Annotated in this window: 14 protein-coding genes and 1 pseudogene; 4 read left to right on the forward strand and 11 right to left on the reverse strand. The window is 72.4% G+C overall.

All coding sequences use genetic code 11. The features are described from left to right. Nucleotides 1–107 precede the first annotated feature (107 nt). From ACFRAC_RS11560 to afsQ1, 3 genes are read right to left on the reverse strand one after another with little or no spacing between them, the layout of a single operon-like run. Complete coding sequence (locus ACFRAC_RS11560) at nucleotides 108–710, reverse strand: hypothetical protein (RefSeq protein ID WP_382923581.1); 603 nt, start codon at nucleotides 708–710, stop codon at nucleotides 108–110. After that, a complete protein-coding gene (locus tag ACFRAC_RS11565) occupies nucleotides 710–2245 on the reverse strand; it encodes an ATP-binding protein (RefSeq protein ID WP_382923583.1) in 1536 nt (511 codons plus the stop codon). The genes ACFRAC_RS11560 and ACFRAC_RS11565 overlap by 1 nt, the downstream gene beginning before the upstream one ends. Continuing rightward, nucleotides 2242–2919, reverse strand: a complete 678-nt coding sequence (gene afsQ1, locus ACFRAC_RS11570) for a two-component system response regulator AfsQ1 (RefSeq protein ID WP_037886857.1) — start codon at nucleotides 2917–2919, stop codon at nucleotides 2242–2244. Before afsQ1 ends, ACFRAC_RS11565 begins: the two co-directional genes overlap by 4 nt. Before the next feature lie 207 nt (nucleotides 2920–3126). On the opposite strand from afsQ1, the gene ACFRAC_RS11575 reads away from it, so the two are divergent. Beyond that, on the forward strand, nucleotides 3127–3855 hold the full coding sequence (locus ACFRAC_RS11575) for a SigE family RNA polymerase sigma factor (RefSeq protein WP_382923586.1): 729 nt from the start codon (nucleotides 3127–3129) through the stop codon (nucleotides 3853–3855). A 194-nt stretch (nucleotides 3856–4049) separates the two neighbouring features. Here the strand turns inward: ACFRAC_RS11575 and ACFRAC_RS11580 are convergent. The 5 genes and pseudogenes from ACFRAC_RS11580 to deoC form a co-directional block, all read right to left on the reverse strand. Then, nucleotides 4050–4340, reverse strand: a pseudogene (locus ACFRAC_RS11580) (DUF6281 family protein); the annotation flags it as partial. Nucleotides 4341–4407: 67 nt separating this feature from the next. Then, a complete protein-coding gene (locus ACFRAC_RS11585; protein WP_382923587.1) occupies nucleotides 4408–5034 on the reverse strand; it encodes a uridine kinase in 627 nt (208 codons plus the stop codon). Between the two features lie 166 nt (nucleotides 5035–5200). Further along, complete coding sequence (locus ACFRAC_RS11590; RefSeq protein ID WP_382923589.1) at nucleotides 5201–6088, reverse strand: aldehyde dehydrogenase family protein; 888 nt, start codon at nucleotides 6086–6088, stop codon at nucleotides 5201–5203. Then, entirely contained in the window at nucleotides 6081–7517 is a 1437-nt protein-coding gene (locus tag ACFRAC_RS11595) for an aldehyde dehydrogenase family protein (RefSeq protein ID WP_382923591.1), read from the reverse strand. Before ACFRAC_RS11595 ends, ACFRAC_RS11590 begins: the two co-directional genes overlap by 8 nt. 5 nt (nucleotides 7518–7522) lie before the next feature. Continuing rightward, nucleotides 7523–8485 (reverse strand): deoxyribose-phosphate aldolase, encoded by a 963-nt coding sequence (gene deoC, locus ACFRAC_RS11600; RefSeq protein WP_382923593.1) that lies wholly within the window; start codon nucleotides 8483–8485, stop codon nucleotides 7523–7525. A 206-nt stretch (nucleotides 8486–8691) separates the two neighbouring features. Between deoC and ACFRAC_RS11605 the strand changes: the two genes are divergently transcribed. Next, nucleotides 8692–9378, forward strand: coding sequence for a PH domain-containing protein (locus ACFRAC_RS11605; RefSeq protein WP_382923597.1), 687 nt, complete (start codon nucleotides 8692–8694; stop codon nucleotides 9376–9378). A gap of 64 nt (nucleotides 9379–9442) precedes the next feature. Here the strand turns inward: ACFRAC_RS11605 and ACFRAC_RS11610 are convergent, their stop codons facing one another. From ACFRAC_RS11610 to ACFRAC_RS11620, 3 genes are all read right to left on the reverse strand, one after another. Beyond that, nucleotides 9443–11089 (reverse strand): phospho-sugar mutase, encoded by a 1647-nt coding sequence (locus tag ACFRAC_RS11610; protein ID WP_382923599.1) that lies wholly within the window; start codon nucleotides 11087–11089, stop codon nucleotides 9443–9445. Between the two features lie 318 nt (nucleotides 11090–11407). Continuing rightward, nucleotides 11408–12232, reverse strand: coding sequence for a purine-nucleoside phosphorylase (locus tag ACFRAC_RS11615; RefSeq protein ID WP_382923601.1), 825 nt, complete (start codon nucleotides 12230–12232; stop codon nucleotides 11408–11410). Between the two features lie 102 nt (nucleotides 12233–12334). Continuing rightward, nucleotides 12335–12772: a gamma-glutamylcyclotransferase gene (locus ACFRAC_RS11620; RefSeq protein ID WP_382923603.1), complete on the reverse strand. Its 438-nt coding sequence runs from the start codon at nucleotides 12770–12772 to the stop codon at nucleotides 12335–12337. A gap of 71 nt (nucleotides 12773–12843) precedes the next feature. Here ACFRAC_RS11620 and ACFRAC_RS11625 point away from each other — a divergent pair, with 71 nt between their 5' ends. Continuing rightward, nucleotides 12844–14307, forward strand: coding sequence for an NAD(P)H-quinone dehydrogenase (locus ACFRAC_RS11625; protein ID WP_382923605.1), 1464 nt, complete (start codon nucleotides 12844–12846; stop codon nucleotides 14305–14307). A 166-nt stretch (nucleotides 14308–14473) separates the two neighbouring features. After that, nucleotides 14474–15421, forward strand: a complete 948-nt coding sequence (locus ACFRAC_RS11630) for a DeoR/GlpR family DNA-binding transcription regulator (protein WP_382923607.1) — start codon at nucleotides 14474–14476, stop codon at nucleotides 15419–15421. Nucleotides 15422–15423 lie beyond the last annotated feature (2 nt).

A 15423-nucleotide genomic window follows, 5' to 3' on the forward strand; every position in this document is an offset into this window, starting at 1 on the left:
GGGGCGGCGCCGTGAGGGGTGTCCGCGGGCGCGTCCTCGCCTTCGGTGGGGGAGCGCCTCACGCCTGCGGCGTGGGGGCCCGCCGTGCCCGTCCCGGTCGGGGCCTGTCAGGTCGTGCCCGCCTCCGTGGACGGGGGCTCGTTGCTGCCGGGGCGGGTGCGGACCTCGTCCGTGCACTCGTAGCGGCGGGGCGGCGTGTCCGTGGGGCCGCCCAGGATGACCGAGCCGTCGCCCTCGGCCGCCGCGGAGTCCGAGAACGTGCAGACGATCTGGGCCAGGGCGTACGAGGTGAGGGACGTCGGGGCGGTGGTCAGGCGCAGGGTCTCGTCGGGGTCGTTCCGGCGCGGGCCCGTGACGCCCATGGCGCCTCGGACGTCCGTGGTGTAGCCGGCCTCCTTCTCGGCCGCCGACGGGGTCGCCTGGAGCTCGTCGAGGAGGACCTGGGCCACCAGGACGCGGCGCGCCGCGTCGGCCGTGCTGTCGGGGACGCGCACGGTCCGGTCGACCGCGACCAGCTGGGAGCCGCACAGCAGGAAGACCTGTACCGGGAGGCCGCGGCTCGCCTGTTGGGAGGGGTCCGGTTCGGAGAGCGAGCAGTGGACGCGGGAGGGGGCGGGACCGAAGTTGGTCGGCACCTCCGTGGACCGTATGCCGCAGCCCGCCAGTGGGACGGCCGCCAGGGCGAGGAGGGCCGTGAGACGCGGGTTCATCAGGCGTCCTCCTTCTTGTCCGCCGGCTCGTCCCGGGGCAGGCGCAGGGTGAAGACGGCTCCGCCGTCGGGGGAGTTGGCGGCGGTGATCTCGCCGCCGTGGATGTGGGCGTTCTCCAGCGCGATGGACAGGCCGAGGCCGCTGCCCTCGGAGCGCGGCCGGGAGGCGCTGGCCTTGTAGAAGCGGTCGAAGACGTGCGGGAGGACGTCCTCGGGGATGCCTGGGCCGTGGTCGCGTACGTCGATGACGACCGCGTCGTCCTCCTCGCGGACCGTGACCCGTACCGGGGAGCCGCCGTGCTTGAGGGCGTTGCCGATCAGGTTGGCCAGGATGACGTCGAGGCGGCGCGGGTCGAGGCGGGCCATGATGCCCCGCTCGGCGTCCAGCTCCACCGCGTCCAGCCAGGCGCGGGCGTCGATGCAGGCGGTGATCTGGTCGGCCACGTCGACGTCGTCGAGGACCAGGCGGGCCGTGCCCGCGTCGAAGCGGGTGACCTCCATGAGGTTCTCGACGAGGTCGTTCAGGCGGCGGGTCTCGCTGACCACCAGGCGGACGGCGGGCTCGATCATCGGGTCCACCGAGCCGGTCCCCGCCTCCAGTTCCTCCTCGAGGACCTCGGTGACGGCGGTGATCGCGGTGAGCGGGGTGCGCAGTTCGTGGGACATGTCGGCCACGAACCGCCGGGACGCCTCGTCCCGGCCGGCCATGTCGGCGACCCGTTTCTCCAGCGCCTCGGCGGCGTTGTTGAACGTCCGCGACAGATCCGCCAGTTCGTCCGTGCCGGACACCCGCAGCCGGGTGTCGAGCTTGCCCTCGCCGAGGCGGCGGGCGGCGACACCGAGGCGGTGCACCGGCTTCAGCACGGTCGTGGCGGCGGCCTGCGCGAGGAGCGCGGAGCCGATCAGGGCCAGGCCCGTGGCGATGCCCAGCGACCAGGCCAGGGAGTTGAGGTCCTTGGCTTCCTGTTCGAGGGACTTGAGCATGTAGCCGGTCGGGCCGCCGCCGATCACCTTGGTGCCGGCTATCAGGTACGGCTTGTCGTCCTCCACGATCCGCTGCCAGTACAGGTGGTACTCGGCCCTGTCGGAGGAGTCGACCTGCTGCTTGTCGTTGACCGCCGTGCGCAGGGACTTGGGTACGTCGGCGAGGGTGAAGCCGTCCAGGGCGCCGGAGCTGCTGTACAGCGGCTTGCCGTCGGCGTCCTGGGCGACGAGCAGCACGCTGAAGCGCTGGCTGCTGTTCGCCATCTGCCCGGCGGTGTGCTGCAGTTCGTCCTGGGTCGGCCGCTCGGGCAGCAGCCCGGCCCGGTTCTGCATCTCCTGCTGGAAGTCGCGCAGCACCGCGTCCTGGGTGCGGGTGAGGACCGCCTCCCGGTTGAGCCAGTACGCGATCCCGGAGGCGGAGACGGCGGCGGTGAGCGCCACCAGGCCGAACACCACCACCAGCCGCAGCCGCAGACTCGTGAAACGCAGCCTCGACCACACTCCCTTGCGAGCCGCGGACCAGCCGCGGAGACCTGCCTGCGTGTCCGTCACTGAGGCGCGTCCAGGCGGTAGCCGACCCCGCGGACCGTGCGGATCAGGGTGGGCGAGGACGGGACGTCCTCCACCTTGGCGCGCAGACGCTGCACACAGGCGTCCACCAGGCGGGAGTCGCCCAGGTAGTCGTGTTCCCAGACCAGGCGCAGCAGTTGCTGACGGGACAGGGCCTGGCCGGGGCGGCGGCTGAGCTCCAGCAGCAGGCGCAGCTCGGTCGGGGTGAGCTGGAGGTCCTCGCCGTTCTTCGTGACGGTCATCGCCGCGCGGTCGATGACCAGGCTGCCGAAGGTCGCCGCGTCGTTCGACTCCCGCTCCCCGCGGCGCAGCACCGCGCGGATCCGGGCGTCCAGGACCCGGCCCTGCACGGGCTTGACGACGTAGTCGTCCGCGCCGGACTCCAGGCCGACCACGACGTCGATGTCGTCGCTGCGGGCCGTGAGCAGGATGATCGGCAGCTGGTCCGTGCGCCGGATGCGCCGGCACACCTCGAAACCGTCGATGCCGGGCAGCATCACGTCCAGCACGATCAGGTCCGGCCGCTGCTCACGCAGCAGTTTCAGACCGTCCTCGCCGGTGGCAGCGGTGGCCACCCGATGTCCCTGGCGCGTCAGTGAGAGCTCCAGGGCCGTACGGATGGCGTCGTCGTCCTCGATCAGCAACAGGGAAGGCACGCCGCACATTCTGGCCCATGCGGGGGTGGTGTTTCGACACCTGTACGAGCAGTTCGCTCACGCGCGCGCAGTGCTGGGGTGTCCCGGACCCCTGTGACAGGTCTGTGACAGTCGGCGGACAGGGCCATGAAAGTGGCCGGGCAAGCTTTTCGGCACAGGCAAGACAGCACCGAAGAACGACCGGAAGTCCACGACGGGGGGCGCGAGATGAACACGCTGCACGGCATCAGCACCAGCGCAGTGATCACGCGTCTGCACGACGTGAACGGGGGCCGGGGGACGACGGGGCGGGGGTGCGCTCGCGGCACGGGGCGTCAGCACACCGGTTACATGACGGTGGTCGACGGCCGCACGGGGGAGACGCACGGGGGATCCGCGTACGGGGAGGACTCGGGGGAGAGCCGGCGCTCGCTGTCGGAGGCGGAGTTCACCGCCTACGTCCAGGAGCGCCGCGCCTCCCTGTACGCCACCGCCTACCACCTGACCGGTGACCGCTTCGAGGCCGAGGACCTGCTGCAGAGCGCGCTGTTCTCGACGTACCGGGCGTGGGACCGGATCAGTGACAAGGCCGCGGTGGGTGGTTACCTGCGGCGGACGATGACGAACCTGCACATCAGCGCGTGGCGCCGCCGCAAGCTGAACGAGTACCCGACCGAGGAGCTGCCGGAGACGCCCGGCGACACGGACGCGATGCGCGGCACGGAGCTGCGCGCGGTCCTGTGGCAGGCGCTGGCCCGGCTGCCCGAACTCCAGCGGACGATGCTGGTCCTGCGCTACTACGAGGGCCGCACCGACCCGGAGATCGCGGAGATCCTCGACATCAGTGTCGGCACGGTGAAGTCGAGCATCTGGCGGTCGCTCCGCCGGCTGCGCGAGGACGAGGTCCTCAGCTTCGGCCGTGACGAGGAGGACGCCTTCGGGGAGCTCGTCGCCTGAAGGTGAAGGGGGGACCGTTCGGGGGAGCGGTACCCAGTGGGGGGACTCACGGAGGCTGGGGGGCCACCGGGGGGACCACGGGGGGAACGGGGGGTGCTCCACCACGGGGGAAGCGGTGGAGCACGACGGTGCGGGGCCGGGGCCGGGGGGTCCGCCGGCCCCGTTTCCGTGTGCGGTCGGCGGGCGGTCATGTGCGCCGCCCCGGCGGGGTCGTCCCCGACGGCGACGGCCTCGGTGGGATCGGCTCCCTCGACCGCGTAGACGCCGGTCGTGGCCTCGGCCAGGCCGGTCTCCGCGTCGTTCGGGGTGTCGTCGCAGGCCGCGACGGTGGCGGTGCCGAGCAGCTCGCCCACGGTGAAGCCGGACCTCCCCGTGGGCAGGTAGTCGCGGCCGTCGTAGGTCACCAGCCCCGAGCAGGACGCCTCGCCGGACTCCCCGCCGCCCCCGCCGGAGCACCCGGCCGCCGCCAGAACCGCACGCCTCATCGTGCGTCCTCTCCGCCGCAGGAGTCGTCGGATGCCGTGTCTACGACGGAGGAGGCGGCGTGAGCGTTCAGCCCGCCGGTGCCGGCGTCACCGCGGCGGCCGCCGTGAGGCGGCTCAGGGCCTCGTTCTTGTCGCAGGCGTGGGCGCCCAGGGCCGTCTGGCGGGCGACGATCGAGCGTTCCAGGCGCATCAGCCGCCAGCCGCGGCGCAGCAGGAACGGCACCGACTTCCGGCCCTCCCGCAGATCGCGCAGGAAGCGGCGCCGGAACGTCCTCACCGAGCCGCGGCTCAGGCACAGGGCGTCCGCCAGCAGCCCGAGCTCCCGGCAGCGCGACACGATCTCGGCCGCGAAGATGCCCTCCGCGATGAACAGCGGGGTCCGCCCGATGTCCACGCTCTCGTGCCCGGTGCGGGCGCTCAGCGAGATGTCGTAGACCGGCACGTCCGTGCGCTGGCTGCGGCACAGGTCGGCGATCGCCGCGACAGCCGCGTCGGCGTCCCACGAGCCGGGGTGGTCCCAGTCGATGTCGGAGCTCCCGGGGACCCGCGGCAGGGTCGGGTCGCCGGCCTCCTTGTAGAAGTCGTCGAGCCGGAGCACCGGAAGACCGGAGAGGGCCGCGAGGAGGGACTTGCCGGAGCCGGAGGGGCCGCAGAGCAGCACGACTCGCGTCGGTATGGGCACAGGGGAACTCACGGGACACCAGTCTGAGGCATCCACCGGCCCCCGGACGACCCGGCGGACGCCGTTGATGCGCGCATCACATCCCGGGGCCGTCCCGGCGGGCGCGCACCGGAACGGCGAAGAGCCGTGGCTCCCCCGGACGGAGGGGAGACACGGCTCTCCGGTCGACAGGGCGTCCTCAGTACGAGGAGCCGGACGCGCCCAGCGAACCCGTCGGGTGCCAGACCGTCTTGGTCTCCAGGAACGCCGTCATCCGGTCGGTGCCGGGGGCGGCCGACCAGTCGTCCACAGGCTGTGGACGCAGCACGCGCTTGAGGTTGTCCGCCGCCGCGATCTCCAGCTCCTTCGCCAGCACCTCGTCGGCGCCCGCGAGGTCGATCGCGTTGACGTCCTGGTGCGCGGCGAGCGGCGTGGCGATCTCCGCCGTACGGCCGGAGAGGATGTTCACCACTCCGCCGGGGACGTCGGACGTGGCCAGGACCTCGGCCAGGGACAGGGCGGGCAGCGGGGCCTTCTCCGAGGCCACCACGACCGCCGTGTTGCCCGTCGCGATCACCGGGGCCACGACCGAGACCAGGCCCAGGAACGACGACTCCTGAGGCGCCAGGACGGCCACCACGCCCGTCGGCTCGGGCGAGGACAGGTTGAAGAACGGGCCCGCGACCGGATTGCCGCCGCCGACCACCTGGGCGATCTTGTCGGTCCAGCCCGCGTACCAGACCCAGCGGTCGACGGCCGCGGCGACCTGCTCGGCCGCCTTCGACTTGGACAGGCCCTCGGCGTCGGCGACCTCGTGGACGAACTGCGCCCGGCGGCCCTCCAGCATCTCGGCGACGCGGTAGAGGACCTGGCCGCGGTTGTACGCGGTCGCGCCGGACCAGCCGCCGACGGCCTTGCGGGCGGCGACCACCGCGTCACGGGCGTCCTTGCGGGACGACAGCGGTGCGTTCGCCAGCCAGTTGCCCTTCGAGTCCGTCACCTCGTACACCCGGCCGCTCTCGGAACGCGGGAACTTCCCGCCGACGTACAGCTTGTAAGTCTTGAGGACACTCAAACGGTCAGACATCGAGGTACGCCTCCAGGCCGTGGCGACCGCCCTCGCGGCCGAAGCCCGACTCCTTGTAACCGCCGAACGGCGAGGTCGGGTCGAACTTGTTGAACGTGTTGGACCAGACGACGCCCGCGCGGAGCTTGTTGGCCACGGCGAGGATCCGCGACCCCTTCTCCGTCCAGATGCCCGCCGACAGGCCGTACGGGGTGTTGTTGGCCTTGGCGACGGCCTCGTCCGGGGTGCGGAAGGTGAGGACCGACAGCACCGGGCCGAAGATCTCGTCCCGGGCGACGGTGTGCGCCTGCGTGACGTTCGTGAACAGCGTCGGGGGGAACCAGTAGCCGCTCTCGGGCAGGTCGCAGGCGGGCGACCAGCGCTCGGCGCCCTCGGCCTCGCCCCGCTCCACCAGAGCGGTGATACGGCTCAGCTGCTCCGCGGAGTTGATCGCGCCGATGTCGGTGTTCTTGTCGAGCGGGTCGCCGAGGCGCAGCGTCGACAGACGGCGCTTGAGGGAGTCCAGCAACTCGTCCTGGATCGACTCCTGGACGAGCAGGCGGCTGCCCGCGCAGCAGACCTGGCCCTGGTTGAAGAAGATCCCGTTGACGATCCCCTCCACGGCCTGGTCGATCGGGGCGTCGTCGAAGACGATGTTGGCGCCCTTGCCGCCGAGCTCCAGGGTGACCTTCTTGCGGGTGCCCGCGACGGTGCGCGCGATCTCCTTGCCGACGGCCGTGGAGCCGGTGAAGGCCACCTTGTTCACGTCCGGGTGCGCCACGACGGCCGCGCCCGCGTCGCCGAAGCCGGGCAGGATGTTGACGACACCCCTGGGCAGGCCCGCCTGGCGGCAGATGTCCGCGAAGAACAGGGCCGAGAGGGGGGTGGTCTCGGCGGGCTTCAGGACGACCGTGTTGCCTGTCGCGAGCGCAGGGGCGATCTTCCACGCCAGCATCAGCAGCGGGAAGTTCCAGGGGATGACCTGGCCGGCGACGCCGAGCGGCTTCGGGTTCGGGCCGTAGCCGGCGTGGTCGAGCTTGTCCGCCCAGCCCGCGTAGTAGAAGAAGTGCGCGGCGACCAGGGGGAGGTCCGCGTCGCGGGTCTCCTTGATCGGCTTGCCGTTGTCCAGCGTCTCCAGGACGGCCAGCTCGCGGCTGCGCTCCTGGATGATGCGGGCGATGCGGAAGAGGTACTTGGCGCGCTCGGAGCCGGGCAGCGCGGACCACTTCTCGAACGCCTTGCGGGCGGCCTTCACCGCGCGGTCCACGTCCGCCTCGCCGGCCTGGGCGATCTCGGACAGGACCTCCTCGGACGACGGCGAGACGGTCTTGAAGACCTTGCCGTCCGCCGCGTCCGTGAACTCGCCGTCGATGAACAGGCCGTACGACGGCGCGATGTCGACGATCGAGCGGGACTCGGGGGCCGGGGCGTATGCGAATACCGATGCCATGGTGATCAGTCCACCGTCACGTAGTCAGGGCCGGAGTAGCGGCCGGTGGCCAGCTTCTGCCGCTGCATCAGCAGGTCGTTCAGAAGCGAGGAGGCGCCGAAGCGGAACCAGTGGTTGTCCAGCCAGTCCTCGCCCGCGGTCTCGTTGACCAGCACGAGGAACTTGATCGCGTCCTTGGAGGTGCGGATTCCGCCGGCCGGCTTCACGCCCACCTGGATACCGGTCTGGGCGCGGAAGTCGCGTACCGCTTCCAGCATGAGGAGGGTGTTGGCCGGGGTGGCGTTGACGGCGACCTTGCCGGTGGACGTCTTGATGAAGTCCGCGCCGGCCAGCATGCCGAGCCAGCTCGCCCGCCGGATGTTGTCGTACGTCGACAGCTCGCCGGTCTCGAAGATGACCTTGAGCCGGGCGCCGGATCCGCAGGTCTCCCTCACGGCGGTGATCTCGTCGTACACCTTGAGGTAGTTCCCGGCGAGGAAGGCGCCGCGGTCGATGACCATGTCGATCTCGTCGGCACCGGCGGCGACGGCGTCCCGCACGTCCGCGAGCTTCACGGACAGCGCGGCGCGGCCCGCCGGGAAGGCGGTGGCGACCGAGGCGACCTTCACGGGGGAGCCGGCGACGGCCTCCTTCGCGGTGGCCACCATGTCGGGGTAGACGCAGACTGCCGCGGTCGACGGGGTCGTGCGGTCGGTCGGGTCGGGGCCGACCGCCTTGGCGCCGAGCGCCCGGACCTTGCCCGGGGTGTCCGCGCCTTCCAGCGTCGTCAGGTCGACCATCGAGATGGCGAGGTCGATGGCGTACGCCTTGGCGGTCGTCTTGATGGAACGGGTGCCGAGGGACGCGGCCCGCGCCTCCAGGCCGACCGCGTCTACGCCGGGCAGCCCGTGGAGGAAGCGGCGCAGCGTGCTGTCGGACGCGGCGACGTCCTTGAGTGCGTGAGCTGCGGCAGGTGCATTGGTGGGCATGGTCACCAGACGAGCATATCTACGCGCGTAGCAGCTGTACACCCCATGCGACGGATCCGTGGGGGCGGGCGGCGCCGGCGTGGGATGCGTGGTGGTGGTGGGTCGGTGGGGTGCGTGGGGGTGTGCGGAGTGCGAGGTGGGTGGCGGGGCGGTCCGGGGAACAGGCGAGCGGTTCCGTTTTTCGGACGTACGGCAGAATCGGCACCATGACGACCCCCGCACCCAGCCCCGACCCCGCCGTGAAGGACCGGGTCTACCGCTCGCCCATGGGCATCCTCGGCGGTGCCCTCCTGCTGGCCATCGCCCTGTGGCTCGGCATCGACGCCCTGGTGATCGGCACGGGGCGCACCCCGTGGCTGGCCCTCGCCGCCCTCATCTTGGCCGTGCCGCTGGTCTCGGCGTTCACGCTGCGCCCGGCCGTGTACGCCAACGAGGAGCGGCTGCGGATCCGCAACCCGCTCCGGGTCGTCGTGCTGCCCTGGGGGCAGGTCGCGTCCCTGCGGTCGCGCTACTCCAACGAGGTCGTCACGGCGTCCGGCGCCAAGTTCGCGCTCTGGGCCGTCCCGGTGTCGCTGCGGGCCCGCAAGAAGGCGGCGCGGCAGACGGCGGCCGCCGAGCGCGGCGGGTCACGCGGCGGGCGCCGGGGCGGTGACCGGGGGCTCGGGCTGGGCCTCGGGACGCCGGGCGGGGGCGCCGGGGCGGACGGGCCCGTGCGCGCCGAGACCGACAAGGTCATGGACGAGCTGCGGGAGCTGCTGGAGCGGTGGGAGGACCGGGCGTCGCGCAGTGACGCCCCGAGCGTGGGCGAGGTCAGCGTGCGCTGGGCCTATGAGGTGATCGGGCCCGCGGTGGCCGGGGCCGTGCTGTTGGTGATCCTGCTCGCCGCGGGCTGAGCGCCCCCGGTCGGGTGCGGCTCGGTGGGGTGCCTCGGTCGGTCCGAGGCACCCCCGTCGTGTCTCAGATGCCCGCCGCGGTCGACAAGTCCCTCTTGATCGCGGTCAGCAGGTCCGCCGCCTTCGCGCGCGCTGCCGGCAGGGCCTCGTGGTCCGCCACCGGGACCACGACCTCCAGGTAGCACTTGAGCTTGGGCTCCGTGCCGCTGGGGCGGACGATGACGCGCGCGCCCCGCAGGGTGTAGCGCAGGCCGTCCGTGGGCGGGAGCTTCTCCGTGCCCTCGGTCAGGTCCTCGGCGCGGGTGACGGGCAGGCCCGCCAGCTCGGCCGGCGGCTGTTCGCGCAGGCGGCGCATCGCGTCCGCGATCACCGACAGGTCCTCCACCCGCACCGAGAGCTGGTCGGTGGCGTGCAGGCCGTGCTCCACGGCGAGGTCGTCCAGGAGGTCGGGCAGGGTGCGGCCCTCGGCCTTGAGCGTCGAGGCCAGCTCGGTGATCAGCAGGGCGGCCGTGATGCCGTCCTTGTCGCGTACGCCCTCCGGGTCGACGCAGTAGCCGAGCGCCTCCTCGTAGCCGTAGCGCAGACCGTCCACCCGGGCGATCCACTTGAAGCCGGTCAGGGTCTCCTCGTACGGCAGCTTCGCCTTCTCGGCGATACGGCCGAGGAGGGAGGACGAGACGATCGACTCCGCGAACGTGCCCTGCGCTCCGCGGGCGACCAGGTGCGCGGCGAGCAGCGCGCCGACCTCGTCGCCGCGCAGCATGCGCCACGCGCCGTTCTCCTTGACGGCCACCGCGCAGCGGTCGGCGTCCGGGTCGTTGGCGATGACGAGGTCCGGGTCCTCCTCGCGGGCCTTGGCGAAGGCCAGGTCCATCGCGCCGGGCTCCTCCGGGTTGGGGAACGCGACGGTGGGGAAGTCCGGGTCGGGCTCGGCCTGCTCGGCGACCAGGGCGGGGGCCGGGAAGCCCGCGCGCGCGAAGGCGGCGAGGAGGACGTCCTTGCCGACGCCGTGCATCGCCGTGTAGACGGTGCGGGCGGTGCGGGGGGAGTCCTCGGCGAGGACCGCGTCCGTGCGGGCGAGGTAGGCGTCGAGGACGCTGTCGCCGAGGATCTCCCAGCCGGTGTCGGGGCGGGGGACGTCGTGGAGGGACGCGATCGCGGCGATTTCGGCGGCGATCTCCGCGTCGGCGGGGGGCACGATCTGGGAGCCGTCGCCGAGGTAGACCTTGTAGCCGTTGTCGCGGGGCGGGTTGTGGCTGGCGGTGACCTCCACGCCGGCCACCGCGCCGAGGTGCCGTATCGCGTACGCGAGGACCGGGGTGGGGAGGGGGCGGGGCAGGACGGCGGCGCGGAGGCCGGCGCCGGTCATGACGGCCGCGGTGTCGCGGGCGAAGTCGGCTGACTTGTGGCGGGCGTCGTAGCCGATCACGACCAGGCCGGCTGTGCCGTCCCCGTGGGGGGTCCCCTGCTTCTTGAGGTACGCCGCGAGGCCGGCGGCGGCGCGGATGACGACCGAGCGGTTCATGCGGAGCGGGCCGGCGCCGAGTTCGCCCCGCAGGCCCGCGGTGCCGAACTGCAGGGTGCCGGCGAAGCGGGCGGCGAGCTCGTCGGTGTCCCCGGCGTCCAGGAGCGCGGCGAGTTCGGCGCGGGTCTCCGGGTCGGGGTCCTCGGCGAGCCATGCCTGGGCCCGGGCGATGAGGTCGTCTTGCACGTCGGTCAGCCTCTCGTGGTGGTCGGGTCGGAGGGCGGGTGCGGGCCGTCTTCCCGGTGCGGGCCGCGTTGTCCGTGCCTGCGGGGGCCCGTTCCGCCGGGTGGGGCTGGTGCGGCGCCGGGCCGTGGAACGGGGTGCGGGCCCGGGATGGGGGTGTCCGTCCTCGGTACGGCGGCTCGGGCGGAACGGCTGTGCCGTTCCTTGACGCCGGCCGCTGGGGGGCGGACACCGCCATCCCGGGCCCTTCTCGCCGTACGCGGCTGTCCCCGCCGTGCGGCACCCGGGCGGGGGCTTCACGGGGGCGCCGCGGCTCGGGGCCTACAGGCGGCCCAGGACCTGGGCCAGGAGGGAGCCCATGCGGGCGGCCGAGTCGCGGCCCGCCTGGAGGACCTCCTCGTGGTTGAGGGGCTCGCCCGTCATGCCGGCGGCCAGGTTCGTGACCAGGGAGATGCCGAGGACCTCGGCGCCGGCCTCGCGGGCGGCGATCGCCTCGAGGACCGTCGACATGCCGACCAGGTCGGCGCCGATCACGCGGGCCATGCGGATCTCGGCCGGCGTCTCGTAGTGCGGGCCGGGGAACTGTGCGTAGACGCCCTCTTCGAGGGTGGCGTCGATCTCCTTGCACAGGGCGCGCAGGCGGGGGCTGTAGAGGTCGGTGAGGTCGACGAAGTTGGCACCGACGATGGGGGAGGTGGCCGTGAGGTTGATGTGGTCGCTGATCAGGACCGCCTGGCCGGGGCGCATGCCCTCGCGCAGGCCGCCGCAGCCGTTGGTGAGCACGATCGTCTTGCAGCCCGCCGCCACCGCGGTGCGCACACCGTGGGCGACGGCGGCCACGCCGCGGCCCTCGTAGTAGTGCGTGCGGCCCAGGAAGACCAGGGCCCGCTTGTCGCCCGTGCGGTACGAGCGGATCTTGCCACCGTGCCCTTCGACCGCCGGCGGCGGGAAGCCGGGCAGCTCGGTGACCGGGAACTCGGCCTCGGGCGCGCCGAGGGCGTCCACGGCCGGTGCCCAGCCGGAGCCCATCACCAGGGCGACGTCGTGGGTGTCGGCGCCCGTGAGTTCGCGCAGGCGCGCGGCAGCGGCGTCGGCGGCCGCGTGCGGGTCGCCCTGGATGTCGTCCGGAAGAAGAGATGCGTTCACGCGCCTGAGGGTAGCCGGTTTGGTCCTACGCGCGTAGATGACGGAGCTCACGGGATGGCGATCGTTGTCTTGTCGTATCCGACGAAAAGCGGGGCTGGTGGGTCAGCAGGGGCGCTTGCGCAGTTCCATGACGTAGTCGTGAGGGGCTCCGGCCGATTCGGCGGCGTCCGCGATCTCGCCCAGGTAGCGGGCCGAGGGGAGGCCGCCCTCGTAGGCGTTCAGGACGTACGTCCAGGCCGGCTCCTCGCCCTCCAGGGTGTGGGCGCGCACCCGTAGGCGGCGGTAGACGCCCAGGCCCACGCCCTCCCAGCGGTCCAGGGACTCCTCGTCCATCGGCGCGAGGTCGTAGAGCGCGACGAAGACCTGCTCCAGCGGGTCCTCGACGAGCGTGGCCAGCGCGCCCTCCCAGCCGAGCTGCTCGCCGCCGAACGTCAGCCGCCATCCGTTGAGCCAGCCGGTGGCGCGCAGCGGCGAGTGGGGGGCGCGGCGGGTCATCAGCCGCGCGTCGAGATTGCCGGCGTACGCGGCGTAGAGCGACATGGGGAGAGGGTACGGCAGTGCCACTCCCGTAACGGTGGTGTCTCGGGCGGCCCCCCAGGCGGTCGCACCCCGTGGCGTGCGGGACAATGGAGTACGTGACTCGGATCGTGATCATCGGTGGCGGACCCGGCGGATACGAAGCGGCGCTGGTGGCCGCTCAGCTCGGCGCGGAGGTGACCGTCGTCGACTCCGACGGTCTGGGCGGGGCGTCGGTGCTGACCGACTGCGTACCGTCCAAGACTCTGATCGCCACGGCCGAGGTGATGACCACCTTCGACTCCTCGTACGAGGAGCTGGGCATCATCGTCGCCGACGACACCCCGCACATCGACACGCCCGCGCGTGTCGTGGGTGTCGACCTGGGCAAGGTCAACCGCCGTGTGAAGCGGCTCGCGCTCGCCCAGTCGCACGACATCACCGCCTCGGTGACCCGGGCCGGCGCCCGGGTCATGCGCGGGCGCGGGCGGCTGGAGGGCATGCAGGCCCTCGACGGGTCGCGCAAGGTCGTGGTGCGGACCGCCGACGGGAGCGAGGAGACGCTGGTCGCCGACGCCGTGCTCATCGCGACGGGCGGTCATCCGCGCGAGCTGCCCGACGCCCAGCCGGACGGCGAGCGGATCCTGAACTGGACCCAGGTCTACGACCTCGACGAGCTGCCCGAGGAGCTCATCGTGGTCGGATCCGGTGTCACCGGCGCCGAGTTCGCCGGTGCCTACCAGGCGCTGGGGTCGCGGGTCACGCTGGTGTCGTCCCGGGACCGGGTGCTGCCCGGCGAGGACCCGGACGCCGCCGCTGTCCTGGAGGACGTCTTCCGGCGCCGCGGCATGAACGTCATGGCGCGCTCGCGCGCCGCCGCCGCCAAGCGCGTCGGCGACCGGGTGGAGGTCACGCTGGCGGACGGCCGGGTCATCAGCGGCAGCCACTGCCTGATGGCGGTCGGCGCCGTCCCGAACTCCGAGGGCCTCGGCCTGGAGGAGGCCGGCGTCAAGGTCCGCGAGTCCGGGCACATCTGGACCGACAAGGTGTCCCGGACGACCGCGCCGGGCGTCTACGCCGCCGGTGATGTGACGGGCGTCTTCGCCCTCGCCTCGGTCGCGGCGATGCAGGGACGTATCGCCATGTACCACTTCCTGGGCGACGCGGTGGCCCCGCTGAATCTGAAGACCGTGTCCTCGAACGTCTTCACGGATCCCGAGATCGCCACCGTCGGCTACAGCCAGGCCGACGTGGACGGGGGCAAGATCGACGCCCGCGTGGTGAAGCTGCCGCTGCTGCGCAATCCGCGCGCGAAGATGCAGGGCATCCGCGACGGCTTCGTCAAGATCTTCTGCCGGCCGGGCACCGGCATCGTGGTCGGCGGGGTGGTCGTCGCCCCTCGCGCCTCGGAACTGATCCACCCCATCTCGATCGCCGTCGACAACAATCTGACGGTCGAGCAGATCGCGAACGCCTTCACCGTGTACCCCTCGCTCTCGGGGTCGATCGCCGAGGTCGCCCGGCAGCTGCACACGCGCAAGGCGGGCGCCGACCTCTGACGGCTGGATCCGACTCCTCGCTGGTCACGGGGAGTTGCCGGGCATGCGAGCGGCATAGGCGGCGGGACTAGGCCTTATACCACTCCGCGTGCCAGCGGACGAACAACTTCTGTTATTCGGCGCAAACTGCTGAAACCAGACGGTCGTTGGGGTTACTGTCAGTTTCGTGTTCGCTGCAGAACGTCGCCAATTGATCCTCGAAATGGTGCGAGCGAACGGGGCCGTGTCGCTCCGTGAGCTCGCCCGCGTCGTCCAGACCTCCGAAGTGACCGTACGGCGGGACGTGCGCGCGCTGGAGGCAGAAGGACTCCTCGACCGCCGGCATGGCGGTGCGGTATTGCCGGGCGGGTTCACGCGGGAGTCCGGCTTTCCGCAGAAGTCACATCTCGCGACCGCCGAGAAGACGGCCATCGCCGACCTCGCCGCGAACTTCGTGGAGGAGGGCGAGGCCATCGTCGTCGGGGCGGGGACCACCACCCAGGAGCTGGCCCGCCGGCTCGCCCGGGTGCCCGGGCTGACCGTCGTCACCAACTCCCTTCTGGTGGCGCAGGCACTGGCCCACGCCAACCGGGTCGAGGTCGTGATGACCGGCGGCACGCTGCGCGGTTCGAACTACGCGCTCGTCGGCAGCGGCGCCGAGCAGTCCCTCCAGGGGCTGCGGGTGTCGCGGGCCTTCCTCTCCGGGAGCGGTCTGACCGCCGAGCGCGGACTGTCCACGTCCAACATGCTGTCGGCGTCCGTCGACCGGGCGCTGGTGCAGGCCGCAGCGGAGGTCGTCGTCCTCGCCGACCACACCAAGCTCGGGACCGACACCATGTTCCAGACGGTGCCCTCGGACGTCATCACGCGGCTGGTCACCGACGAGCCGCCGGCCCATGACGACCGTGCCCACACCGAGCTCCAGGCCCTCGCCGACCAGGGGGTGCAGATCGCCGTGGCCGGGGCGGCCGGGGCGTCGGGGGGTGACGAGGCCCCGGCGCGGCGGCAGCAGCGCGCGCTGCCGGGACCGCGCCGGGGTCAGGCTCCTCCGGGGCTGCGGCCCGCCGCCACGATGCTCGGTGAGCAGGGCGCCGAGCGGGAGCGGGCCCGGGTCGCCGATCTGCGGCGGCGCTGAAT

This window comes from Streptomyces sp. NPDC056628 (assembly GCF_042792555.1).
Taxonomy (GTDB): Bacteria; Actinomycetota; Actinomycetes; order Streptomycetales; family Streptomycetaceae; genus Streptomyces.

Excerpts from the sequence above, each read along its gene's own strand:
- ACFRAC_RS11560 (WP_382923581.1), bottom strand. The coding sequence starts at position 710 with ATGAACCCGCGTCTCACGGCCCTCCTCGCCCTGGCGGCCGTCCCACTG.
- ACFRAC_RS11575 (WP_382923586.1), top strand. The coding sequence starts at position 3,127 with ATGAACACGCTGCACGGCATCAGCACCAGCGCAGTGATCACGCGTCTG.
- ACFRAC_RS11590 (WP_382923589.1), bottom strand. The coding sequence starts at position 6,088 with ATGTCTGACCGTTTGAGTGTCCTCAAGACTTACAAGCTGTACGTCGGC.
- ACFRAC_RS11595 (WP_382923591.1), bottom strand. The coding sequence starts at position 7,517 with ATGGCATCGGTATTCGCATACGCCCCGGCCCCCGAGTCCCGCTCGATC.
- deoC (WP_382923593.1), bottom strand. The coding sequence starts at position 8,485 with ATGCCCACCAATGCACCTGCCGCAGCTCACGCACTCAAGGACGTCGCC.
- ACFRAC_RS11605 (WP_382923597.1), top strand. The coding sequence starts at position 8,692 with ATGACGACCCCCGCACCCAGCCCCGACCCCGCCGTGAAGGACCGGGTC.
- ACFRAC_RS11620 (WP_382923603.1), bottom strand. The coding sequence starts at position 12,772 with ATGTCGCTCTACGCCGCGTACGCCGGCAATCTCGACGCGCGGCTGATG.